Annotated in this window: 23 protein-coding genes; 11 read left to right on the top strand and 12 right to left on the bottom strand. The window is 61.4% G+C overall.

Annotated features, from left to right (window positions below):
- Window positions 1-31: 31 nt before the first annotated feature.
- From HBO11_RS11430 to cmoB, 4 genes are read left to right on the top strand one after another with little or no spacing between them, the layout of a single operon-like run.
- The gene (locus HBO11_RS11430; protein WP_169954495.1) at window positions 32-424 is read left to right on the top strand and encodes a protease inhibitor I42 family protein; all 393 of its coding nucleotides are present in this window, start codon (window positions 32-34) and stop codon (window positions 422-424) included.
- Window position 425: 1 nt separating this feature from the next.
- Window positions 426-1,082, top strand: a complete 657-nt coding sequence (locus HBO11_RS11425; protein ID WP_169954496.1) for a lysoplasmalogenase — start codon at window positions 426-428, stop codon at window positions 1,080-1,082.
- A gap of 36 nt (window positions 1,083-1,118) precedes the next feature.
- Window positions 1,119-1,862, top strand: a complete 744-nt coding sequence (gene cmoA, locus HBO11_RS11420; RefSeq protein WP_169954497.1) for a carboxy-S-adenosyl-L-methionine synthase CmoA — start codon at window positions 1,119-1,121, stop codon at window positions 1,860-1,862.
- On the top strand, window positions 1,859-2,815 hold the full coding sequence (gene cmoB / locus HBO11_RS11415) for a tRNA 5-methoxyuridine(34)/uridine 5-oxyacetic acid(34) synthase CmoB (protein WP_169954498.1): 957 nt from the start codon (window positions 1,859-1,861) through the stop codon (window positions 2,813-2,815). Before cmoA ends, cmoB begins: the two co-directional genes overlap by 4 nt.
- A gap of 146 nt (window positions 2,816-2,961) precedes the next feature.
- Here the strand turns inward: cmoB and tadA are convergent, their stop codons facing one another.
- From tadA to lptF, 10 genes are all read right to left on the bottom strand, one after another.
- Window positions 2,962-3,459: a tRNA adenosine(34) deaminase TadA gene (gene tadA, locus HBO11_RS11410; protein ID WP_169954499.1), complete on the bottom strand. Its 498-nt coding sequence runs from the start codon at window positions 3,457-3,459 to the stop codon at window positions 2,962-2,964.
- The gene (locus HBO11_RS11405; RefSeq protein WP_169954500.1) at window positions 3,459-4,838 is read right to left on the bottom strand and encodes a multicopper oxidase family protein; all 1,380 of its coding nucleotides are present in this window, start codon (window positions 4,836-4,838) and stop codon (window positions 3,459-3,461) included. Before HBO11_RS11405 ends, tadA begins: the two co-directional genes overlap by 1 nt.
- 232 nt (window positions 4,839-5,070) lie before the next feature.
- Entirely contained in the window at window positions 5,071-5,814 is a 744-nt protein-coding gene (gene pdxJ, locus HBO11_RS11400; RefSeq protein WP_169954501.1) for a pyridoxine 5'-phosphate synthase, read from the bottom strand.
- A 51-nt stretch (window positions 5,815-5,865) separates the two neighbouring features.
- On the bottom strand, window positions 5,866-6,555 hold the full coding sequence (gene recO / locus HBO11_RS11395; protein WP_169954502.1) for a DNA repair protein RecO: 690 nt from the start codon (window positions 6,553-6,555) through the stop codon (window positions 5,866-5,868).
- Between the two features lie 189 nt (window positions 6,556-6,744).
- Window positions 6,745-7,647: a GTPase Era gene (gene era / locus HBO11_RS11390; protein ID WP_029297473.1), complete on the bottom strand. Its 903-nt coding sequence runs from the start codon at window positions 7,645-7,647 to the stop codon at window positions 6,745-6,747.
- Window positions 7,640-8,329 carry a ribonuclease III gene (gene rnc / locus HBO11_RS11385; RefSeq protein WP_029297476.1) on the bottom strand — a complete coding sequence of 230 codons (690 nt, stop codon included), beginning with the start codon at window positions 8,327-8,329 and terminating at the stop codon, window positions 7,640-7,642. Before rnc ends, era begins: the two co-directional genes overlap by 8 nt.
- Window positions 8,330-8,483: 154 nt before the next feature.
- Window positions 8,484-9,338, bottom strand: coding sequence for a signal peptidase I (gene lepB, locus HBO11_RS11380; protein ID WP_032859965.1), 855 nt, complete (start codon window positions 9,336-9,338; stop codon window positions 8,484-8,486).
- A gap of 5 nt (window positions 9,339-9,343) precedes the next feature.
- Entirely contained in the window at window positions 9,344-11,143 is a 1,800-nt protein-coding gene (lepA, locus tag HBO11_RS11375) for a translation elongation factor 4 (RefSeq protein WP_003210439.1), read from the bottom strand.
- A 152-nt stretch (window positions 11,144-11,295) separates the two neighbouring features.
- On the bottom strand, window positions 11,296-12,375 hold the full coding sequence (gene lptG / locus HBO11_RS11370) for an LPS export ABC transporter permease LptG (RefSeq protein ID WP_169954503.1): 1,080 nt from the start codon (window positions 12,373-12,375) through the stop codon (window positions 11,296-11,298).
- Window positions 12,368-13,486, bottom strand: a complete 1,119-nt coding sequence (gene lptF / locus HBO11_RS11365) for an LPS export ABC transporter permease LptF (protein ID WP_169954504.1) — start codon at window positions 13,484-13,486, stop codon at window positions 12,368-12,370. Before lptF ends, lptG begins: the two co-directional genes overlap by 8 nt.
- Before the next feature lie 282 nt (window positions 13,487-13,768).
- Between lptF and HBO11_RS11360 the strand changes: the two genes are divergently transcribed.
- The 5 genes from HBO11_RS11360 to rlmF all read left to right on the top strand — a co-directional run bounded on the left by HBO11_RS11360 (window position 13,769) and on the right by rlmF (window position 20,465).
- Window positions 13,769-15,259: a leucyl aminopeptidase gene (locus tag HBO11_RS11360; protein WP_169954505.1), complete on the top strand. Its 1,491-nt coding sequence runs from the start codon at window positions 13,769-13,771 to the stop codon at window positions 15,257-15,259.
- Window positions 15,260-15,414: 155 nt separating this feature from the next.
- On the top strand, window positions 15,415-15,843 hold the full coding sequence (locus HBO11_RS11355; protein ID WP_169954506.1) for a DNA polymerase III subunit chi: 429 nt from the start codon (window positions 15,415-15,417) through the stop codon (window positions 15,841-15,843).
- Between the two features lie 7 nt (window positions 15,844-15,850).
- Window positions 15,851-16,243 (top strand): DNA polymerase III subunit chi, encoded by a 393-nt coding sequence (locus HBO11_RS11350; RefSeq protein ID WP_169954507.1) that lies wholly within the window; start codon window positions 15,851-15,853, stop codon window positions 16,241-16,243.
- 142 nt (window positions 16,244-16,385) lie between these two features.
- Window positions 16,386-19,232 carry a valine--tRNA ligase gene (locus tag HBO11_RS11345; RefSeq protein ID WP_169954508.1) on the top strand — a complete coding sequence of 949 codons (2,847 nt, stop codon included), beginning with the start codon at window positions 16,386-16,388 and terminating at the stop codon, window positions 19,230-19,232.
- Window positions 19,233-19,448: 216 nt separating this feature from the next.
- Window positions 19,449-20,465, top strand: a complete 1,017-nt coding sequence (gene rlmF / locus HBO11_RS11340; protein WP_169954509.1) for a 23S rRNA (adenine(1618)-N(6))-methyltransferase RlmF — start codon at window positions 19,449-19,451, stop codon at window positions 20,463-20,465.
- Between the two features lie 67 nt (window positions 20,466-20,532).
- Here the strand turns inward: rlmF and HBO11_RS11335 are convergent, their stop codons facing one another.
- On the bottom strand, window positions 20,533-20,814 hold the full coding sequence (locus tag HBO11_RS11335) for an HU family DNA-binding protein (protein WP_169954510.1): 282 nt from the start codon (window positions 20,812-20,814) through the stop codon (window positions 20,533-20,535).
- Between the two features lie 396 nt (window positions 20,815-21,210).
- On the opposite strand from HBO11_RS11335, the gene yejK reads away from it, so the two are divergent.
- Together yejK and HBO11_RS11325 are read left to right on the top strand one after the other, a co-directional pair.
- A complete protein-coding gene (yejK, locus tag HBO11_RS11330; RefSeq protein ID WP_169954511.1) occupies window positions 21,211-22,215 on the top strand; it encodes a nucleoid-associated protein YejK in 1,005 nt (334 codons plus the stop codon).
- Window positions 22,215-22,568, top strand: a complete 354-nt coding sequence (locus HBO11_RS11325) for a glutaredoxin family protein (protein WP_169954512.1) — start codon at window positions 22,215-22,217, stop codon at window positions 22,566-22,568. Before yejK ends, HBO11_RS11325 begins: the two co-directional genes overlap by 1 nt.
- Window positions 22,569-22,683: 115 nt before the next feature.
- Here the strand turns inward: HBO11_RS11325 and HBO11_RS11320 are convergent, their stop codons facing one another.
- On the bottom strand, window positions 22,684-23,613 hold the full coding sequence (locus HBO11_RS11320) for a glutathione S-transferase family protein (protein WP_169954513.1): 930 nt from the start codon (window positions 23,611-23,613) through the stop codon (window positions 22,684-22,686).
- Between the last annotated feature and the right edge of the window lie 9 nt (window positions 23,614-23,622).

The following is a 23,622-nucleotide window of genomic DNA, read 5'->3' as shown; positions in this document are numbered from 1 at the left end:
TCGCCCTTCGTCGCCAATAAACGGAGCCTTCATGACCGCTGCCCGCCTGCTTCTTGCACTAAGCCTCGCCCTGCTCGGGGCTTGCGCCAGTGCACCGAAGCAAAACGTCACCGTCGAAAAACAGAGCGCCTGCCCGCTCAAGCTCAAGGCCGGGCAAAACCTGACCCTGACCTTGCCGAGCAACCCCACCACCGGTTATCGCTGGGCGATCCAGGATTCGGCCGGCGGCGTGCTGCGCAGCCTCGGCCCCGAGGTCTACAGCAACCCCGAGGACGCCGGCGTGGTGGGTGCCGCCGGGCAATCCACCTGGCGCTTCCAGGCCTTTACCCCAGGTAGCGGCCGCCTGCGCCTGACCTCCCAACAACCCTGGGCCCCGGAAGTGAATCCGGTGGACACCTTTGACTGCGCCATTACGGTGAACTGATATGCCATGGATGATTCTTGCGTTGATGGGTGCCGGTACCTTTATCTACGGTCTGAGCACGCATGCCACCTTGCTTTGCCTGTTGGTCAAGCCGCTACCGGTGCTGGCGATGCTGGGCTGGCTGCATGACGCGCCGCCCAGCGACTATCGACGCTGGATCAGCCTGGGGTTGATTTTCTCCGTAGTGGGCGATGTGTTGCTGGCCTGGCCCGGCGACCTGTTTATCTTCGGCCTGGGCGCGTTTTTGTTCGCGCACCTGGCGTACCTCAAGGCCTACTTCAGCGACTGCCGCCGCCCGGCCCTGTTGCCACTGGCCCTGGCGCTGGGGGTTGGGGCAATTTTGTTGAGCATCCTGATTTCCCACGGCCTGGGCGATTTGCTGATTCCGGTGGTGGTGTACGCGTTGGTGATCAGCGCCATGCTCTGGCGTGCGCTGGCTCGCCTGGGCAGCGACGTGCCCAAGCGCTCGGCACAGCTGGCGGCCATCGGCGCGGCGTTGTTTGTGTTTTCCGACACGCTGATCGGCATCAACCGCTTTGTGGTGACCTTCGATGCCGCGCCGTATCTGTTGATCATCACCTACTGGTTGGGGCAATGGGGCATCACCGCATCGGCTTTCCATCAGACAACCCGCGCATCGCCTCGCCAACCTGGCTAAAATGCCGGCCTTTTCCACTTCGTCGCCGGAACAGCCGTGAGCAAAGAACCCGATCGCCTATTCGCCCAGCCCTTGCCCCAGGTGCCGGACTTCGCCTTTAACGAGGACGTGGTGCGGGTGTTCCCGGACATGATCAAGCGTTCGGTGCCCGGTTACCCGACCATTGTCGAGAACCTCGGCGTACTGGCAGCGCAGTTCGCCCAGCCGGGCAGTGTGCTGTATGACCTGGGTTCGTCCCTGGGCGCGGTGACCCAGGCCCTGCGGCGCCATGTGCGCACCGACGGCTGCCGGGTGATCGCTGTGGATAACTCGGCGGCGATGGTCGAGCGCTGCCGCGAATACCTCAACGGCCAGGACTCGATGTTCCAGGAGCTGCTGCCGGTGGAGGTAATCGAAGGCGATATCCTCGCCCTGCAGTTCCAGCCGGCCTCGGTGGTGGCGCTGAATTTCACCCTGCAATTTATCGCCCCCGAGGAGCGCCTGGCGCTGCTTGGGCGGATTCGCCAGGCGCTGCTGCCCGGTGGCGCGCTGATTCTCTCGGAAAAACTGCGTTTCAATGATCCCGAAGAACATGCATTGCTCACCGATCTGCACGTGGCGTTCAAGCGCGCCAACGGCTACAGCGAACTGGAAATCGCCCAGAAGCGCAGCGCCATCGAAAACGTCATGAAGCCCGACAGCCTCGAGGAACACCGTGAACGCCTGCTGGCGGCCGGGTTCTCGAAAGTCGTGCCGTGGTTCCAGTGTCTTAACTTTGCCTCGTTGATTGCCTTGCCATGATTGATCTGTCTCCCCTCGCCCGCCATCTGGTCGGCACTCCCCTGGCCGTATGGGCCCAGGGCCTGCAAGCACAACTCGATGCAAAGATGGAAAAGGGCCATGGCGACCTGGCCCGCTGGCAAAGTGCGCTGGACGCCTTGCCCAAGATCCAGCCAAGCAAAATCGACCTGCTGAACGGCCTGACCCTGGACACCGATTGCGATGACGCAACCCGTGAGCAGATGCATGCCGCGCTGATGGGCCTGAGCCCGTGGCGCAAGGGGCCGTTCAACCTGTTCGGGGTGCATGTGGACACCGAATGGCGCTCGGACTGGAAATGGTCGCGGGTCGCGCCGCACCTGAACCTCAAAGGCAAGCGCATCCTCGATGTGGGCTGTGGCAACGGTTATTACATGTGGCGCATGCTCGGCGCCGGCGCCGACAGTGTGATTGGCGTGGATCCCAACTGGCTGTTCTTCTGCCAGTTCCAGGCGGTGCAGCGCTACCTGTCGGCCCCCAACGCCTGGCACCTGCCGTTCCCGTTCGAGGACCTGCCGCCGAACATGGAAGGTTTCGACACAGTGTTCTCCATGGGCGTGTTCTACCACCGCCGCTCGCCGATCGAGCATTTGCTGGCGCTCAAGGATTGCCTGGTCAAGGGAGGCGAACTGGTGCTGGAGACGTTGGTGATCGAGGGTGATCAACAACAGGTACTGGTGCCAGAAGACCGTTACGCACAGATGCGTAATGTGTGGTTCCTGCCTTCGGTGCCGGCGTTGATGCTCTGGCTGCGGCGTGCCGGGTTCAGCGAAGTGCGTTGCGTGGATGTGAGCGTGACCACGGTCGAGGAACAGCGTGGGACAGAGTGGATGAAGTATCAGTCCTTGAGTGACTTCCTCGACCCTGAGGATCACAGCAAGACGATTGAAGGGCTGCCGGCGCCGATGCGCGCGGTGATTATCGCCAAGAAGTAACCCCCACTCTCCCAGAAAACATGAAGATCAAAAATGTGGGAGCTGGCTTGCCTGCGATAGCGGTGGGTCAGCTACACATTTGGCAACTGGCAGACCGCTATCGCAGGCAAGCCAGCTCCCACAGTGATTGGGTTTTCACATTGAGATCAGGTGCTGGGCTTGGCCCTTCTGGCCTTGAAGAACTCACTCAACACCGTCCCACACTCCTCGGCCAGTACCCCACCTTCATACAACACCCGGTGATTGAGAAAGCCCTGGCTGAAGAACTGCCCCTGGCTCTGCACAATCCCGGCCTTGGGCTCCAGCGCGCCGTACACCACCCGGGCGATGCGCGAGTGGACGATCAGCCCGGCGCACATGCTGCACGGCTCAAGGGTCACGTACAGCGTGCTGCCCGGCAGGCGGTAGTTGCTGACGGCCTGGGCCGCCGCGCGGATGGCGACCATCTCGGCATGGGCGCTGGGGTCGCTGCCGCTGATCGGGCAGTTGAAGCCGCGCCCGATGATTTCGCCGTCCTGCACCAGCACCGCGCCTACCGGTACTTCACCCAGGGCCGCGCCCTGGGCGGCAAGAGCCAGGGCTTCACGCATGAAGTCCTGGTCACGGCTGCGGTCGATGATCGCCGTGGGGCGAATCTGGCGCATCACGCCACCTCGATGGCGGCCATCAGGCCGGTTTCCATGTGGTCGATCACATGGCAATGGAACATCCACACCCCGGGGTTATCCGCCACCAACGCCACGCGGGCGCGCTCGTTCTTGCCCAACAGGTAGGTGTCGGTGAAGTACGGCGTCACTTTATGGCGGTTCGAGGCGATGACCTTGAAGCTCATGCCATGCAGGTGGATCGGGTGCTGGTACTGGGTCATGTTTTTCAATTCAAAGATGTAGCTCTTGCCCAACTCGAGCTTGGCAATCGGCCGGTCGGCGCAGGTCTTGTCGGTGATATCCCAGGCCTGGCCGTTGATCTGCCACAGGCTCGGCGGCCTGTTTTCGACGTTGACCGAGACCGAGCCGACCCATTCGAAATTGAAGTTGAGTTTCTCGGCATTGGCCAGGTCCGGCTCGGCAATCGGGTTGGCCGGCAACGCGGGCGGCCACTCGCCCGGCGCATCAGTATTAGCCACCGAGCGGAAGGTACCCAGACGCACCGGGCCATTGCGGATCGACAGCTCTTCGCCGGCCGGCGGAGCCTTGATTGCCAGGCAAATGCGCATGCCCGGGCCTAGCCAGTATTCCTTGCCCAAAGGCCGTGGCTCGATGGGGTTGCCGTCCAGCGCGTAGATCTGCGCCTGGGCGTTGGGAATGTTCAGGCGATAGGTCAGGGTGTTGTCGAGGTTGAGCAAGCGCACCCGGGTGATTTGCCCGGCAGGCAGGTCGATGACCGCCTGCGGCACACCGTTGATGGTCGACAGGCGCCCGGCCGTACCGCCACGGGCTGCTTCGCGGGGGATGCTGAACTCGACAAATTCACCCTGCTCGTCGATATGCCAGTTTTTCAGGCTCAGGGTGCGTTCGTGCTGGAAGCCGGTGGGCTCGCGCTCCTCGACAATCAATGGGCCGACCAGGCCACGGCCCAGTTCTTCGCTGCTGCTGACATGGGGGTGATACCAGTAGCTGCCGGCGTCGGGCACGCGGAACTGGTAGTCGAAATACTCGCCAGGCAGTACCGGCAATTGTGAGACGTACGGCACGCCGTCCATTTCCAGGGGCAGGCGGATGCCGTGCCAGTGGATGGTGGTGGCAACGGGCAGGTGGTTGATAAAGCGCACCCGCAGCCATTCGCCCTGGCGTACACGCAACTCGGTGCCCGGCGCCGAGGGGCCGAAAGCCCAGGCTTGGGTCTTGTGTCCCGGCACCAGTTCCACGTCCAACGGTGCGGCAATCAACTCGTAATCACGCCCGGCGCTGGCGTCCGCGACTTTCCCCAGCCAGTAGCGATAGGCGCCACCGGCACCGACACCCACCACTGCCAGGCCGGCGAGGCCACCAAGGATTTGTCGACGGGAAAAGGATCGGGACACAACAACCTCACGGATCTGCGCGGGCCCAGGGCCCGCAAAGGGCAAATACGATACACCCCTGCCGGCTAAACAGTAAGGCTTCGCATTGCCGCATGTGGGAAAGGGCTTGTGTAGGAGCGGGCTTGCCCGCGATAGCGCTGTGTCAGTCAATAGAGGTATCGACTGAAACTCCCTTATCGCGGGCAAGCCCGCTCCTACACAAGCCCGTCCCACGTTGGATCTTCAGCGTTGGTTAGGGCTTGGCGGCGGCCAGGATCAGCGCTTTCATCTCAGCGACCGCGCCCTTGAAGCCGACGAACAGCGCATGGGCGACCAGGGCGTGGCCGATGTTCAGTTCATTGATGCCCTTGATCGCCGCCACGGCTTCGACGTTGTGGTAGTGCAAGCCATGGCCGGCGTTGACGACCAGGCCCTCACGCAGGCCGCAGGCCACGCCATCGATGATGCGTTGCAGTTCGTCGGCGACTTCGGTCGGGGTTGTGGCATCGGCGTAGCGCCCGGTGTGCAACTCAATGGCCGGAGCGCCCACACGGCGCGAGGCTTCGATCTGCCGTTCGTCGGCATCGATGAACAGCGAGACTTCACTGCCGATCTGCGCCAGGCGCTCGACCGCAGCCTTGATCCGCGCTTCCTGTCCGGCCACATCCAGGCCGCCTTCGGTGGTCAGTTCCTGGCGGGTTTCCGGGACCAGGCAGATATGTGCCGGGCGGATGCGCTCGGCGAAGGCCATCATTTCTTCGGTGATGCCCATTTCGAAGTTCATGCGGGTTTGCAGCACGTCCTTGAGCACCAGTACGTCGCGCTCCTGGATGTGCCGGCGGTCTTCGCGCAGGTGCACGGTGATACCGTCGGCGCCTGCTTCTTCGGCATCCAGCGCAGCCTTCACCGGATCAGGGTAGCGAGTGCCCCGGGCCTGGCGCAGGGTGGCGACGTGGTCGATGTTGACGCCAAGAAGAATGCGATTGCTGGTGGTCACGGAAGCGCTCCTGAAAAGGGAAAGAATCGGTGCACAGCATACACGGGGATGTCAGGGCTTTCGAAACAACTCGCGACTGACCAATGGCCGACCGCCCAGATGCACGGCCAGGGCCTGGCGCATCAGGCGCTTGGCGGCAGACAGGGCGCCAGGCGCTGTCCAGTCAGCCTCGCTCATGGCCAGCAGTTCGGTGCCCTGGAACAGGCCCGGTTGCAGCAGATAGACGCGCTCCAGCCCGGCGTCCACTTGCAGGCGGTACATGCCGTCGCTGGCGATTGGCTCGCCGTGCAGGTCGTTGCTCAGTTCAAAACCGTAGCCCAGGTCGTCGAGCAGGCGCCACTCGAAAGCACGCAACAGCGGCTCCAGGGGACGGCCTTCAGCCAGGGCCAGCAAGGTGGCGGCGTAGTGATCGAACACCGCTGGGTGTGGGTCTTCGGCGGGCAGCAGGCGGATCAGCAGTTCGTTGAGGTACAGGCCACTGAACAGCGCCTCGCCATTGAGCCAGGCCGAAGTGCCGATGCTTTCCAGGCGGCCGACGTTTTTCAGCTCACCCTTGCCGCGAAATTCGACCTCCAGGGCCACGAATGGCCGCGCCAACGTGCCCGCCTTGCCCCGCGCGCTGCGCAGTACCGCGCGTAGCCGGCCTTGGGGCGTGAGGAAGTCCACCAGGGCGCTGGTCTCGCGGTAGGCGCGGCTGTGCAGGACGTAGGCGGGTTGGCTGGGGGGTGGGGATTGGGACATGAATGTCTCTTCGCAGAACTATAAGAACAGCGATAAACCAATGTGGGAGCTGTCTTGTGTGGGAGCTGGCTTGCCTGCGATGCAGACGCCTCGATGTGTCACGTAGACCGAGGCGATGCTATCGCAGGCAAGCCAGCTCCCACACAAGACAGCTCCCACATTTTGTCCTGCGATGTAACTGGTGACTGATTACAGGTCGCCGTAGCCCAGGGAGCGCAGTGCGCGCTCATCATCAGACCAGCCGCCCTTAACCTTCACCCACAGGTTAAGCATGATCTTGGAATCGAACAGCAATTCCATGTCCTTGCGCGCTTCGGTGCCGATGCGCTTGATGCGCTCGCCCTTGTCGCCAATGATGATTTTTTTCTGGCCGTCACGTTCGACGAGGATCAGCGCGTGGATATGCAGGGTCTTGCCCTGCTGCTTGAACTCTTCGATTTCCACGGTGATCTGGTACGGCAGCTCGGCACCCATCTGGCGCATGATTTTCTCGCGTACCAGTTCAGCGGCGAGGAAACGGCTGCTGCGGTCGGTGATCTGGTCTTCCGGGAAGAAGTGCTCGTTCTCCGGCAGGTAGCCGGCGATCACCCGCTCCAGGGCTTCGAGGTTGTGCCCGTGCTGGGCCGAGATCGGCATGATCTGGGCGTTCGGCAGTTGTTCCTGCAACCAGCTCAGGTGCGGCATCAACTCGGCTTTGTCTTCGATACGGTCGGTCTTGTTCAGCGCGACGATCAACGGGCCGGTGACATACTGCACACGCTCCAGCACCATCTGGTCCTCATCGGTCCATTTGGTGCGGTCAACCACGAAGATCACCACGTCGACGTCTTTCAACGCCGCCGAAGCGGTCTTGTTCATGTAGCGATTCAGGGCTTTCTCGCCGCCTTTGTGCATGCCCGGGGTGTCGACATAGACCGCTTGCACGTTGCCTTCGGTCTTGATGCCCAGCATGTTGTGGCGGGTGGTCTGCGGCTTGCGCGAGGTGATCGCCAGCTTCTGCCCCAGGATATGGTTGAGCAGCGTGGACTTGCCCACGTTGGGACGGCCGACGATGGCAACATAGCCACAGCGTGTTGCGGTTGAATCAGTCATGGCCATTCTCCACGCCCAGGGCAATCAGTGCTGCAGCGGCCGCTACCTGTTCGGCAATACGACGGCTCACACCCTGACCTCGGCTTTTTTCGTTCAATAAGGTGACTTCGCATTCGACGAAGAACACACGGCAATGCGGCTCACCCTGGATATCCACCACTTCGTAGCGTGGCAGTTCGCAGCCGCGCGACTGCAAAAATTCCTGCAGGCGGGTCTTGGGATCCTTGTTGGTATCCACCAGGGTCAGGCTGTCGATTTCCGACGCCAGCCAGGCCATGACCCGTTCCTTGGCCACTTCCATCCCGGCATCGAGATAGATCGCGCCGATCAGGGCTTCCAGGGCATCGGCCAGGATCGACTCACGGCGGAAACCGCCGCTTTTCAACTCGCCGGAACCCAGGCGCAGGTATTCGCCCAAGTCAAAACCACGGGCCAGGACGGCCAGGGTCTCGCCTTTCACCAGGCGCGCGCGCAGGCGCGACAACTGGCCTTCACGGGCCAGGGGGAAGCGGTTGAACAGGGCTTCGCCAGCGGCGAAGTTGAGAATGGCATCACCGAGGAATTCCAGGCGTTCGTTGTTGCGCCCGGCAAAACTGCGGTGTGTGAGGGCAAGGACCATCAATTCCTGGTCCTTGAAGGTGTAGCCGAGCTGACGCTCAAGACGACTCAAAGAAACGCTCACGGTTTACCTACTTTCAGTACGTGGCGGCAAAGGCCATCGACGATTAACGCTGTGTTCAAATTCAAATCCTGGCAATGCTGTGTGTTGCTCGAGGCCGGACCAATGTCCAAGCCCCAGAAAAGCATTCGGCGCTGTGTTCACAGCGCCGCATGGATTACTTGATCAGTCCCACCCGCGAGAAGTTCGGCAGGTGGCTGAGCTTGGGTTCGGGCCAGCTCATCCAGACCGCGAAGGCCTTGCCGACGATATTCTGGTCGGGAACCATGCCCAGCAGCTCCTTGGGAATGCTTGGATCATCCCAGTAGCGGCTGTCATTGGAGTTGTCGCGGTTGTCGCCCATCATGAAGTAGTGCCCGGCAGGCACGGTCCACTGGTTGTCGGGCGGCGAACGGTAGCGGCTCATTTCCTTGCGGATCTGGTGCTCTACCGCCCCGAGTTTTTCCTCGTACAGCTCGGCGCTGCCCAGGGTGTTCGGCTCGGAACCGATGAGTTTCTCGGCCACCGATTCGCCATTGACGAACAGGCGCTTGTCGCTGGTGTAGCGGATCACGTCACCCGGCAGGCCGACCACACGCTTGATGTAGTTGACGTTCGGGTCGCTTGGGTAGCGGAACACCATCACATCGCCGCGCTGCGGATCACCCACCTCGATGATTTTCTTGTCGATCACCGGCAAGCGGATCCCGTAGGAAAACTTGTTCACCAGGATGAAGTCGCCCACATCCAGGGTTGGTTTCATCGAGCCCGAAGGAATCTGGAACGGCTCTACCAGAAACGAGCGCAGCACCAGCACGATGAACAACACCGGGAAGAACGACTTGCCGTATTCAACCAGCAAAGGCTCTTTGTTCAGCTTCTCGATCACTACGCCATCGGGCTGGCTGACGCTGCCCTGATAGGACGCGATGGCCGCCCGACGACGCGGGGCGAAGAACAGCAGATCGAGCAGCGCCAGGAGACCACAGACGGCAACGGCGATGACCAGCAACAGCGGGAAATTTAGTGACATAGGACCTAACTATCCAACCTGAGCACCGCAAGGAAGGCTTCTTGTGGAATTTCCACGTTGCCCACTTGCTTCATGCGTTTTTTACCGGCCTTTTGCTTCTCGAGCAGCTTGCGCTTACGGCTCACGTCGCCGCCATAGCATTTGGCCAGTACGTTCTTTCTGAGTGCCTTGACGGAAGTCCGCGCAATGATCTGCCCGCCAATGGCGGCCTGGATCGCGACGTCGAACATCTGGCGCGGAATCAGTTCTTTCATCTTCTCGGTCAGTTGGCGACCTTTGTAGTGCGCATTGTCCTTGTGGACGATGAGCGCCAGGGCATCAACCTTGTCACCGTTGATCAATACATCGAGCTTCACCAGATTGGCCGATTGATAACGGTCGAAATGGTAATCCAGCGAAGCATAGCCGCGACTGGTGGATTTGAGACGGTCAAAGAAGTCCAGGACCACTTCGTTCATCGGCAAATCGTAGGTCACTTGGACCTGGGTACCGAGGAACAGCATGTCGTGCTGCACGCCACGCTTTTCGATACACAGGGTAATGACGTTGCCCAGGTGTTCCTGCGGCACGAGAATATTGGCGCGCACGATCGGTTCGCGCATGTCTTCGATGGACGACAGATCCGGCAACTTGGACGGGTTGTCGACGTAAATCGTTTCACCGGTTTTCAGCGCCAGCTCAAAAATAACGGTTGGCGCGGTGGTGATCAGGTCCAGGTCGTACTCGCGCTCCAGGCGCTCCTGGATGATCTCCATGTGCAGCATGCCCAGGAACCCGCAGCGGAAGCCGAAGCCCAGGGCATCGGAGCTTTCCGGGGTGTACTGCAACGACGAGTCGTTGAGGGTCAGCTTTTGCAGGGCTTCGCGAAAATCCTCGAAGTCGTCGGAGCTGACCGGGAACAGACCGGCATAAACCTGTGGCTGGATGCGCTTGAAACCTGGCAGCACGTCGACATCAGGCGTCGAGCTCAAGGTCAGGGTGTCACCGACCGGCGCACCGTGGATATCCTTGATACCGGCAATGATGAAGCCTACTTCACCGGCTTTCAGATCAGTGGTAGCGGTGTGCTTGGGGTTGAATACACCGACGCTGTCCACCAGGTGGATCTTGCCGGTGGACTTGACCAGAATCTTGTCGCCCTTCTTCACCCGGCCATGGCGCACGCGTACCAGGGACACAACGCCCAGGTAGTTGTCGAACCAGGAGTCGATGATCAACGCTTGCAGCGGATCTTCGTAGTTGCCGGTTGGCGCGGGAATGGTCTTGACCAGGCGCTCGAGCACTTCGTCGACACCCAGGCCAGTCTTGGCGCTGCACTCGACGGCGTCGGTGGCGTCAATGCCGATGATTTTTTCGATTTCTTCCTTCACGCGGTCCGGATCGGCCTGTGGCAGGTCGATCTTGTTCAGCACCGGCATGACTTCCAGGCCCTGCTCGATGGCGGTGTAGCAGTTGGCCACGGACTGGGCTTCTACGCCCTGGCCCGCATCCACTACCAGCAACGCGCCTTCACAGGCCGCCAGGGAACGGCTGACTTCATAGGTAAAGTCGACGTGGCCCGGGGTGTCAATGAAGTTCAGCTGGTACTTGATACCGTCTTTGGCGGTGTAGTACAGGGTAACGCTGTGGGCCTTGATGGTGATCCCGCGCTCGCGTTCGAGGTCCATGGAGTCCAGGACCTGGGCTTCCATTTCACGCTCGGCAAGGCCGCCGCACATCTGGATGAATCGATCGGCCAGCGTCGACTTACCATGGTCAATGTGGGCGATGATGGAGAAATTGCGGATATGACTCAAATCACTCACGGATCAACACTCAAAAAGGCTGCAGGCAGATTGCCCGCTGAAAAATAGCCGGGAATTGTACCTGATGCTCGGGCCAGACGTCATCTTTGGCGACCAATAACAAAAATGCCCCGTTCTTGCGAATGGGGCATTTTTTGTTCAACAAGCACGGATCAACCGGCCCGGCGCAGCAGCCAGAACCCGGCCAGGGCACAGATGGCGGTCGGCACCAGCACCGCAAACAGCGGCGAGAAGCCGAATACCAGGCTCGACGGCCCCAGAAGGTCCTGGGCAATGCGGAAGGTGAACCCTACCAAGACCCCGGTAAATACCCGCTGGCCCAGGGTTACCGAGCGCAACGGGCCGAAAATAAACGAAATCGCCATCAACACCAGCGCAGCGGTCACCACCGGCTGCAACACCTTGACCCAAAATGCCAGCCAGTAGCGGCCGTTGTTCAGGCCCTGGTCCTTGAGGTAGTGGATATAGCTCCACAAACCGGAGATCGGCAGGCTTTCCGGGATCATCACCACGGTATTGAGCAGTTCCGGCTTGAGCGCGATGTCCCAGGCCTGTGTCGGCTCGTTGATCACCTCGGTGCTGGCCTCGGTGCCTTTGCCGGGGTTGCGGAAATGAGTGGTGGTGACATCGCTCAACACCCACTGGTTGTCATTGAACTGTGCCCGTTTGGCAAAGCTCGACGACAGCATATGGCGCTCTTCATCAAAGCGATAGCGGGTGACACCCACCAGCAGGCCACCGGGTTGCACCGCGTTGATGTGGATGAATTCATCACCCTGGCGGTGCCACAGGCCTCGCTTGGAGCTCTGGGCGTCGCCCGAGCCCTGGGCCAGCGCACGGTTGGCCTGGGCGGTGGTTTCCGCCGGTGGCGCCACGTATTCGCCGATCAGCACGCTGGCGGCCATCAACAGCAGCATGGGTTTCATCACGGCCCAGACGATACGGGCGATGGACACCCCCGCCGCGCGCATGATGGTCAGCTCGCTGTTGCTGGCCAGGCTGCCCAGGCCGATCAGGCAGCCGATCAGCGCGGCCATTGGCATCATGTCGTAGAGGCGGCGCGGTGCGGTCAGCGCCACGTAGCTCAGCACGTCAGTGACCGTGTAGGTATCGGTGACGTTGCCCACCTCATCAATGAAGGCAAACAACGACGCCAACCCGAGGATGATGCCCAATACCGCCAGGATGGCGACCAGTACGCTGCTACCGATGTAGCGATCCAACTTACCCACGAGCCATCTCCTTCATGCCGCGACGGCTCTGCATTTTCAAGCGAATCGGTTCCCAATACAGCAGGCCCAGGCCAATCACCAGGAAGATGCCGTGGACCCACCACAGCCCCAGGGTCGGCGACAGCTTGCCCTTCTCCAGGGAGCCACGGGCGGAAATCAGGATGGTCAGGTAGGCCATGTACAGCAGGATCGCCGGCAGCAGCTTGAGGAAGCGGCCCTGGCGCGGGTTGACCCGGGACAGCGGCACCGCCATCAGCGTGACGATAAACACCAGCAGTGGCAGGGAAATACGCCATTGCAGTTCGGCAATCGAGCGCAACTCCTTGCTGCCGATCAGGGCCGGGGTCGGGATCGCGTCGCGGTCGGTGACCTCGTTGCTCACATCCGGCCGGGCCAGCATCACCCCGTAGGTGTCGTACTTGATGGCGCGGTAGTCGGCCTGGCCGGGGCTGCCGTCGTAGCGATAGCCGTTCTCCAGGATCAGGTAGCGGCTGCCGTCCGGACGCACTTCCTGGCGCCCGCTATCGGCCACCAGTACGGAAATGCCACGGTCTTTCTTGTCCTGGCCCAGGCGCTTCTCGGAGATGAACACGCCGCCGAGGTTGGCCCGATCGTCGGTCATGCGCTCGGTGTAGGTCACGCGGGTGCCGTCGTTGAGCGCCTGGAAACGGCCCGGCTCGAGGGTGTCGAACTCGGTCATCGCGTCCTGTTTGTTGAGCACCAGCTGGAACTGCATGGCGCCCTGGGGGGCCAGGCTCAGGCTCAACCAGGCCACCACCAGCGCCACGCCAGTGGCCGGGACCATGGTCATGGCCAGCAGGCGCTGCTGGCTCATGCCGGTGGCCGACAGCACGGTCATCTCGCTTTCGAGGTAGAGCCGGCCATAGGCCAGCAGGATCCCGAGAAACAGGCCCAGGGGCAGGATCAGTTGCAGGAACCCCGGCAGGCGAAAGCCCATGATCAGGAACAGCGAACCCGGATCCAGGGCCCCAGAGGCAGCCTGGGCCAGGTATTTGACGAAACGACCACTCATGATGATGACCAGCAACACCGCACTCACGGCACTCAGGGTCAGCAGGACTTCGCGGGACAGATAACGGAAGACAATCAAACCAGACACTCCAGGGTTGTCAGGCTAAGGCGGCCAAACAAGCAAGCATATCAAGTCGCCCCGTTGACACGGGCCGGCGAAAAAGATGGCGCATTATCCTGTGATTGTCGGCGCCTGTCACGGAGCTTGCTCACAGCCGTGCACAAAGCTGGCGTCAAGGGTTGTCAGGCTCGGGCGGCGCGGTACAAACTGCGGGCCTTGTCGGGCTCGCCTACAGGCGGCCCAGCCTACAGGCCGGAGTACAGACTCCAGGCTCTTTGACCTTATATAAGGGACCCGAACATGGAATTGGTTGTAAAAAGCGTTAGCCCCGAAACGTTGAAGACCGCCACCCTCGTGGTCGCCATCGGCGAAGGCCGCAAGCTCGGCGCGGCCGCCAAACAAGTCGATGAACTGAGCGGTGGCGCCATCAGCGCCGTGCTCAAGCGTGGCGACCTGGCCGGCAAGGTCGGCCAAAGCCTGCTGCTGCAAAGCCTGCCCAACCTCAAGGCCGACCGCGTATTGCTGGTGGGCGTGGGCAAGGACGCCGAACTGGGCGACCGCCCGTTCCGCAAGATCATCAGCGCCATCCTCAACACCCTCAAGGGCCTGGGCGGCAGCGATGCGGCACTGGCGCTGGACGAAATCGTGGTCAAGGGCCGCGACAGCTATGGCAAGACCCGCCTGCTGGCCGAAACCCTGCTGGATGGCGGCTACACCTTCGACCAGTTCAAGAGCCAGAAAGCCGAACCCCGCGCCCTGAAGAAAATCACCCTGCTGACCATCAAGGCCGCCCAGGCTGAAGTACAGCGCGCCACTACCCACGCCCAGGCCATCGCCGCCGGCATGGCGTTCACCCGCGACCTGGGCAATATGCCACCCAACATCTGCCACCCGACCTACCTCGGCGAACAGGCCAAGGCCTTGGGTAAAGAGTTCAAGGGCCTGAAAGTCGAAGTGCTCGACGAGAAGAAGATCAAGGAACTGGGCATGGGCTCGTTCTATGCCGTGGGCCAGGGCAGCGACCAGCCACCCCGCCTGATCGTCATGCAATACAACGGCGGCAAGAAGGCCGACAAGCCGTTCGCCCTGGTCGGTAAAGGCATCACCTTCGACACTGGCGGCATCAGCCTCAAGCCGGGCGCCGGCATGGACGAGATGAAGTACGACATGGGCGGCGCCGCCAGTGTCTTCGGCACCCTGCGTGCCGTGCTCGAACTCAAGCTGCCGATCAACCTGGTGTGCATCCTGGCCTGTGCCGAGAACATGCCGAGCGGCGGGGCTGCGCGCCCAGGTGACATCGTCACCACTATGAGCGGCCAGACCGTGGAAATCCTCAACACCGACGCCGAAGGTCGCCTGGTGCTGTGCGATGCCCTGACCTACGCCGAGCGCTTCAAGCCACAGGCGGTGATCGATATCGCGACCCTGACCGGTGCCTGCATCGTCGCCCTCGGTTCCCATACCTCGGGCCTGTTGGGCAACAGCGACGAGCTGGTCGAGCAACTGCTCAGCGCCGGCAAGGCCGCCGACGACCGTGCGTGGCAACTGCCGTTGTTCGATGAGTACCAGGAGCAACTGGACAGCCCGTTCGCCGACATCGCCAACATCGGCGGACCAAAGGCCGGCACCATCACCGCCGCCTGCTTCCTGTCGCGCTTTGCCAAGAACTTCAACTGGGCCCACCTGGACATCGCCGGCACCGCCTGGACCAGCGGTGGCAAAGACAAGGGCGCTACCGGTCGTCCGGTGCCGCTGCTGACCCAATACCTGCTGGATCGCGCCAAGGCCTAAACATCACGGCCCCTGCTTGACCCTGTAGGAGCGAGCTTACTCGCGAAAAACCTGAGGACAACGCGTTCATTCAGAATGAACGCGTCATCGTTAACGATTTTCGCGAGCAAGCTCGCTCCTACAGGTAAAGCATGCAGGCCGCTGCAGGACATGTAATGACCCAAGTCGACTTCTATATATTGCCCAGCGCCGATCCGTCGGCGCGCCTGGACTTTGCCTGCAAGCTCACGGAAAAAGCCTGGCGCATGGGCCATCGCATCTACCTGCATTGCAGCGACAGCGCCCAGCGTGACGACCTCGATGCCCGCCTGTGGCGCTTCAAGGGCGAGAGCTTCGTGCCCCACGGCCCCGCAGAATCGGAGCCTGAGAGCCTGGTGGTACTGGGTGTGGGCGACAGTTGTGGTGATCACCATGACCTGTTGGTCAACCTGGACCTGAAAGTGCCGGCGTTCGCCAAGGGTTTCGCCCGCGTGGCGGAAGTGGTGGTGGAAGATCCGGCTATTCGTCAGGCCGCGCGGGAGAGTTTCCGTTTCTACCGCGAACAGGGCTATTCTCTGCAAGATCACCGATTACAGCGACTCTGAGCACATGATGGACACTTCAAACCCGCTAAAACCGTCTGACCACCTGCTGGACGACCTTGAGTCGATCCGCCAGTTGCTGGGTGATGACAACCTGCAACCACCGCTGCTGACCGATACTGTCGCAGAAGAGGTACAGATCCCCCTGCTGTTCGACCAGGTCGGCGCCAAGCCTGGCGTAGCCGAGCCTGTCGAGCCGCCCGTCGTACAAGCGGCGCCCACGCAACCTGCCGCCGAAAAAGCCCCCGACGCCTTGCTGCTGCACCTGGACAACGAACTGCGCGCCGCTGCGCAATTGATCATGCAGGACGTGATCGACGACTTTGCCCCGCACATCGAAACCGAGATCAAGCGCCGGATGGATGCGCGCATGGAGCGGTTGCTCAGCCAGTACCAGTCCTGAGATCCCCTGTAGGAGCGGGCAAGCCCGCTCCTACATTTGACCCGCGCCAGCCGTAGCCCTTCTCTTCGTCTCGCCCTCTCCCCTATCCCTCGTTATACTTGTCGGCTTTCCTGAATAAATGCCAACTAGGGTCCCGCCGCGCATGGATAAGACCTACCAGCCGCACGCTATTGAAACTTCCTGGTACCAGACCTGGGAGTCCGAGAACTATTTCGCTCCGCAAGGTGCGGGCGAGTCCTACACCATCATGATCCCGCCACCGAACGTCACCGGCAGCCTGCACATGGGTCACGGTTTCAACAACGCGATCATGGACGCCCTGATCCGTTTCCGCCGCATGCAGGGTCGCAACACCCTGTGGCAGCCGGGCACCGACCATGCCGGCATTGCCACCCAGATGCTGGTGGAACGCCAACTGGAAGCCACCGGCCAGAGCCGTCACGACCTGGGCCGCGAGAAATTCCTGGAAAAAATCTGGGAATGGAAGGACCAGTCCGGCGGCAATATCAGCCGTCAGATCCGTCGCCTCGGCTCGTCCGTAGACTGGAGCCGCGAGCGTTTCACCATGGACGACGGCCTGTCGGAAGCGGTCAAGGAAGCTTTCGTGCGCCTGCACGAAGATGGCCTGATCTACCGCGGCAAGCGCCTGGTGAACTGGGATACCAAGCTGCACACGGCGATTTCCGACCTTGAAGTGGAAAACCACGACGAGAAAGGTTTCCTGTGGAATCTCAAGTACCCGCTGGCCGATGGCGCCAAGACCGCCGAAGGCAACGACTACCTGATCGTCGCCACCACCCGTCCGGAAACCATGCTCGGCGACGCCGCCGTGGCCGTTAACCCGCAAGACGAACGCTACCAGGCCCTGATCGGTAAATTCGTCGAGCTGCCATTGGTCGGCCGCCGCATCCCGATCATCGCCGATGATTACTGCGACCCTGAATTCGGCACCGGCTGCGTGAAAATCACCCCGGCCCACGATTTCAACGACTACGAAGTCGGCAAGCGCCATAACCTGCCGCTGCTGAACATCTTCGACAAGAACGCCGCCGTTCTGCCGGCCTGCCAGGTGTTCAACCTCGACGGTACGCTGAACGACAGCATCGACGGCAAGATCCCGGCCGAATACGCCGGCCTCGACCGCTTTGAAGCACGCAAGCAGATCGTTGCCGCGTTCGATGCCGCCGGCCTGTTGGTCAGCGTGGATGACCACGCCCTGAAAGTACCGAAAGGCGACCGCTCCGGCACGGTGATCGAGCCGTGGCTGACCGACCAGTGGTACGTCTCCACCAAGCCGTTGGCAGAACCTGCGATTGCTGCCGTGGAAGATGGCCGTATCCAGTTCGTGCCCAAACAGTACGAAAACATGTACTTCTCGTGGATGCGCGATATCCAGGATTGGTGCATCAGCCGTCAGTTGTGGTGGGGCCACCGCATTCCGGCCTGGTACGACGAGTCGGGCAAGGTCTACGTCGGCCGCGATGAAGCCGAAGTGCGCGCCAAGCACAACCTCGGTGCGGACGTGGCGCTGCAACAGGACAACGACGTACTGGACACCTGGTTCAGTTCGGGCCTGTGGACCTTCTCGACCCTGGGCTGGCCGCAGCAGACTGAGTTCCTGAAGAAATTCCACTCCACCGACGTGCTGGTCACCGGTTTCGACATCATTTTCTTCTGGGTTGCCCGGATGATCATGCTCACCATGCATTTGGTGAAGAACGAGGATGGCACCCCGCAGGTGCCGTTCAAGACCGTGTACGTACACGGCCTGGTGCGTGATGGCCAGGGCCAGAAGATGTCCAAGTCCAAGGGCAACGTGCTGGACCCGCTGGACATCATCGACGGCATCGACCTGGAAACCCTGGTGCAAAAGCGCACCTCGGGCCTGATGCAGCCGAAACTGGCGAAAAAGATCGAGAAGCAGACCCGCGACGAGTTCGCCGACGGCATCGCCAGCTACGGCACCGATGCCCTGCGCTTCACCTTCTGCTCGCTGGCGTCCACCGGTCGCGACATTAAGTTCGACATGGGCCGCGTCGAAGGCTATCGCAACTTCTGCAACAAAATCTGGAACGCGGCGCGCTACGTGCTGGACAAGGGCGAAGACTGCGGCCAGAACGGCGAAGCCTTTGAGCTGTCCCTGGCTGATCGCTGGATCATCTCGCAGTTGCAGCGCACCGAAGCCGAAGTGACCCGCCAACTCGACCAGTTCCGTTTCGACCTGGCCGCACAAGCGCTGTACGAGTTCATCTGGAACCAGTATTGCGACTGGTACCTGGAACTGTCCAAGCCGGTGCTGTGGGACGAGAACGCACCGATCGAGCGCCAGCGCGGCACCCGTCGCACCCTGGTGCGCGTGCTGGAAGTGGCGTTGCGCCTGGCGCATCCGTTCATGCCGTTCATCACCGAAGAAATCTGGCAGCGCCTGGCGCCGCTGGCCGGTATCGAAGGCAAGACCATCATGCTGCAACCTTGGCCGGTGGCCAATGAAGCCCGCATCGACGAGGCCGCCGAAAGCGATATCGAATGGCTCAAGGCCCTGATGCTCGGCACGCGCAACATCCGCGCCGAGATGAACATCGGCCCGGGCAAGCCTTTGGCAGTGTTCGTGAAGAACGCCAGTGCCGAAGACCTGCGCCGTCTCACCGAGAACGACGCCTTGCTCAAGAAGCTGGCGAAGCTGGAGTCAATCACCGTATTGGCTGATGGCGCCGAAGCACCGCTGTCTGCCACCGCACTGGTTGGCGAGATGGAAGTGCTGGTGCCGATGGCCGGCCTGATCGACAAAGGCGCCGAACTGGCACGCCTGGACAAGGAAATCCTGCGTTTGCAGGGCGAAGTGCAGCGCGTCGGCGGCAAGCTGTCCAATGCGGCGTTCGTGGACAAGGCCCCGGCCGAAGTCATCGACAAGGAACGCGCCAAGCTGGCCGAGGCCGAACAGGCGTTGGGCAAGCTGGCGGAGCAACATGCGCGGATTTCCAGCCTGTAAAGGCCGGCCTGCGTAAAAAAGAGACCCTCGGGTCTCTTTTTTTTGGCCCTGCAAACCCAATCAATGTAGGAGCCGGCTTGCCGGCAATAGCATCACCTCGGTCTGCCCGATACACCGAGTCACCCGCATCGCCGGCAAGCCGGCTCCTACAGTTGAACGGGTTGGGCTCAGGATGTGTGACAATGGCCGCCACTTTGAGCCAACACCAGAATCATCATGACCGCCCCCAGCACACCCAAACCGCCCCGCAAGAAGCCGAAAACCGCCGCCACGGCCAAGCCCGTCGCGCCGCGCAAGGAAGCGACCCTGCACCCGCGCAACCGCCACCAGGGCCGTTACGACTTCCCCGCGCTGATCAAGACCACGCCAGAACTAGCCCAGTATGTGATCCTCAACCCCTACGGCAAGGAAAGCATCGACTTCGCCAGCCCGGACGCGGTGCGGGTGTTCAACCGGGCGCTGCTCAAGGCGTTCTATGGCGTGCAGCACTGGGATATCCCGGCTGACTACCTGTGCCCACCGGTGCCGGGCCGTGCCGATTACGTGCACTTCCTCGCCGACCTGCTGGCCAGCGTCAACGACGGCAAGATTCCCCGTGGCTCGATCGTCAAGGTGCTGGACATCGGCATGGGCGCCAACTGCGTCTATCCGCTGATCGGCTACATGGACTACCGCTGGAACTTCCTCGGCTCCGAGATCGACCCGACCGCCGTGGCCGCCGCCAAGGCCATTGTGCAGTCCAACGACCTGAGCAAGGTCATCCAACTGCGCCAGCAAACCAATCCCAAGCATATTCTGCTGGGGCTGCTGGAGCCGGGTGAGCGTTTTGACCTGACCATGTGCAACCCGCCCTTCCATGCCTCCATGGATGAAGCGACCAAAGGCAGCGAGCGCAAGTGGCGTGCCCTGGGCAAGGCCGATCCCAAGCGCAAATTGCCGGTATTGAACTTCGGCGGCCAATCGGCAGAGCTGTGGTGCGAGGGCGGTGAGGCGCGGTTTGTCACGCAATTGATCGCCGAAAGCGCGCATTTTGCGCATAAAGTGCTGTGGTTCAGCACCCTGGTATCAAAAGCATCCAACCTGCCTGCCATCGAGACCGCGCTGAAAAAGGCCGGGGTCCTGGAAAGCCAGGTGGTGGAGATGTCCCAGGGCCAGAAACAGAGCCGTTTTGTGGCATGGACCTTCCAGACCAAGAACGAGCAGCAGATCTGGCGCCAGCGCTGGGTGCGCTAGAGGCAAATCGCAGGCAACAAAAAACCGTGCCCGGATCGCTCCGATGCACGGTTTTTTTTGCTGCGTCTTACTTGTTGATCGAGTCGGTCAGGCCTTTGGCCACAACCAGCTTGATCACTTTCTTCGCAGCGATTTCGATGGCAGCGCCAGTCGAAGGGTTACGGCCGGTACGGGCTGGACGCTCGGCCACTTTCAGCTTGCCAACACCTGGCAGAGTGATTTCGCCGCCGTTGTCCAGCTGGTCACCAACGATCTGAGCCAGTTGCTCCAGTACTGCACGTACTTGAACCTTGGTGGTGTCAGTGGATTCGGCGATATCAGCGATCAGTTGGTCTTTAGTCAAAGCCATTGTGGTGTTCCTTCCCTATCAAATTCATTTGGATTGCAGAGTGCAGTGTCAGCCATCGAGCCCGACCGTCAAGGCCTGGCACCCCTGGCCATAACCGCGAGAGATCGGGGTTATAGATGCTTGAAACGGGGTTTGGTTCGACCTGACAAATGCTGAATGCACGCTTAACGCCGATACATCGCGTAAGACGGGGCAAAACTAGCACAGAGACGGGGAAATATCCGCTTCTACCTACCCATTTGGTCAGCTTTATCGCTCTAAACCGTGAAAAAAAGGCATATGGGCCGTCAGAGGCCTGCCAAAACCGCTGCAAACGACGCCGCGACCAACGGGTGCGGTACACTGGCGACTTTTTCCGGGAGGCCAACCGCTCCCGCCCAACCAGCCGAGAAGCCCATGCCGATCCGTCACTGCATCGTCCACCTGATCGACAAAAAACCCGACGGCACGCCCGCAGTTCTCCACGCCCGTGACTCCGAACTGGCCGAGTCCGCCGCCATCGAGAACATGCTCGCCGACCTCAACGAGAGCTATAACGCCAAGCAAGGCAAGGCCTGGGGTTTGTTCCATGCCGAGTCCGGCGCGCACCCGTTCAGCGGCTGGTTGAAGGAATATTTCGACGGCGCCAAGGATTTCACCGCCTTCAGCCGGATTGCCGTGGAACACCTGCAGAAGCTGATGGAGGAATCCAACCTCTCTGTCGGCGGCCACGTGCTGTTTGCCCACTATCAACAGGGCATGACCGACTACCTGGCCATCGCCCTGCTGCACCACAGCGAAGGCGTGGCGGTGACCGACGAGCTGGACGTGACGCCCTCGCGCCACCTGGACCTGGGCCAGTTGCACCTGGCGGCACGGATCAACGTGTCCGAATGGCAGAACAACAAGCAGTCCAAGCAGTACATCTCGTTTATCAAGGGTAAGAACGGCAAGAAGGTCTCGGAGTACTTCCGCGACTTTATCGGCTGCCAGGAAGGCGTCGACGGCCCGGGCGAGACGCGCACCCTGCTCAAGGCCTTCAGCGACTTCGTCGAGAGCGAAGACCTGCCGGACGAGTCCGCCCGCGAGAAGACCAAGACCCTGGTGGACTACGCCAGCAGCCAGGCCAAGCTCGGCGAGCCGATGGGCCTGGAAGAACTGTCGGGCTTGATCGATGAAGATCGGCCAAAGGCGTTCTACGACCATATCCGCAACAAGGACTACGGCCTGTCACCGGAAATCCCCGCCGATAAGCGCACCCTCAACCAGTTCCGCCGCTTCACCGGGCGCGCCGAAGGCTTGTCCATCAGCTTTGAAGCGCACCTGCTGGGCGACAAGATCGAGTATGACGAAGCCGCCGGCACCCTGATCATCAAGGGCTTGCCGACCCAACTGACCGACCAGCTCAAGCGCCGTAACTGATGCTCGGCGGGGTCCTGAAGAAAGTCCTGCTGGTGCTGCTGGTGGTGGTGGCGATCCAGAACTGGGGCAAGATCGAGCGGTTGTTCAACCCCTCGCAGGTGGTGCCGGAGCAGGTGCGGGCCACCGCCCGGGTGACGCTGTACACCACCGAGTGGTGCGGGTACTGCAAGCAGACCCAGCGGTTCCTCGATCAGAAAGGCATTCCCTACAAGAGCGTGGATATCGAAAAGGATACCCAGGGGCGCAAGGCCTATGAGGCCCTGGGAGGCGGCGGGATTCCATTTGTGGACGTGAATGGCACGCAGATTCGCGACTACAACCCGGATGCCATCCTGTCCGCCCTGAACCTGTAGGCGCGAGCAAGCCCTAATGCCGATCAGTTAAGCGCAGATCAAATGTGGGAGCGGGGTTGCCCGCTCCCACAGGCGATCTGCGCATTAGAGCAAACCCGCGCCTACAGCGGTTTGATTAACGGATTAAGAAGCCCAGGCGCGGAAAGTGCACATGCACAGTGCCGCCGCGCTCATCCTCGCGACGCAGGATCAGTTCTTCACGGCCGGCAAACATCAACTCCCCCGCCACCGGGTCGACGCCGTAGTCGGTCGCGGCGATGGTCACTTGCTGGCCGACCTTGAACCCGTTGGGCTCTGCAAACACTTCATCCGGCAACGCTGCAGGCGCGCTATCGCGGGCGATTTCCAGGGCCTGCTTGGCACTCATCTCGCTGGCAGTGCCATGCCCAAAGCCCAGGACCCGCGTCAGCCAGGCGCTGGCAGCCGGATAGTTATCCACCAGCGGCGAGGTCACCGACGAGCCTTTGAGGAACCACAACGGATGGGCCATGGCAAAGTCGGCAATCGATGGCTCGCCAAACAGGAAATCCCCCGACTGGCGCTGCAATTGCTGCTCAAGGCGCGCAATGATTGCCGGCCACTGGTGCCGCGCCACGTCCAGTTGCACGCGGCTGGCGCTGCCGTCGCCGAACATCTTGCTGCGGTCGGCCACCAGCACCTGCAGCAACTGCGGCGGCACCTTGGCAAATTTCACGGCCAGGGATTCGGGCTGGAACACCAAGGCCACGGCATGGGAAAACACCACCGAATCGGCCCAGGCGGCAAAGCTCTGGCTGACCAGTTCCTGGCCTTCGGGAAACAGCGGCGGCGTGGCCTTTTCCTGTTCCAGGCGGCGTGCGATCAGCGCAGTGTCGCAGTAAATATCTGCACCCACTTGCAGCACCGGGGTTTTACGGTAGCCGCCGGTCAGGGCCGTCAGGTCGGGCTTGGGCATCACCGGGGGAATGGTCACCGAATGCCAGGACAGTCCTTTGTAGCCCAGGAGCAGGCGGGCTTTTTCCGCGAAAGGGGATTGGGGGTAGTGGTGCAGGATCAACTCAGACATGCCGGACTC

This window comes from Pseudomonas sp. WS 5010 (assembly GCF_012985565.1).
GTDB lineage: Bacteria > Pseudomonadota > Gammaproteobacteria > Pseudomonadales > Pseudomonadaceae > Aquipseudomonas.
This window is presented reverse-complemented; position numbering and strand designations above follow the sequence as displayed.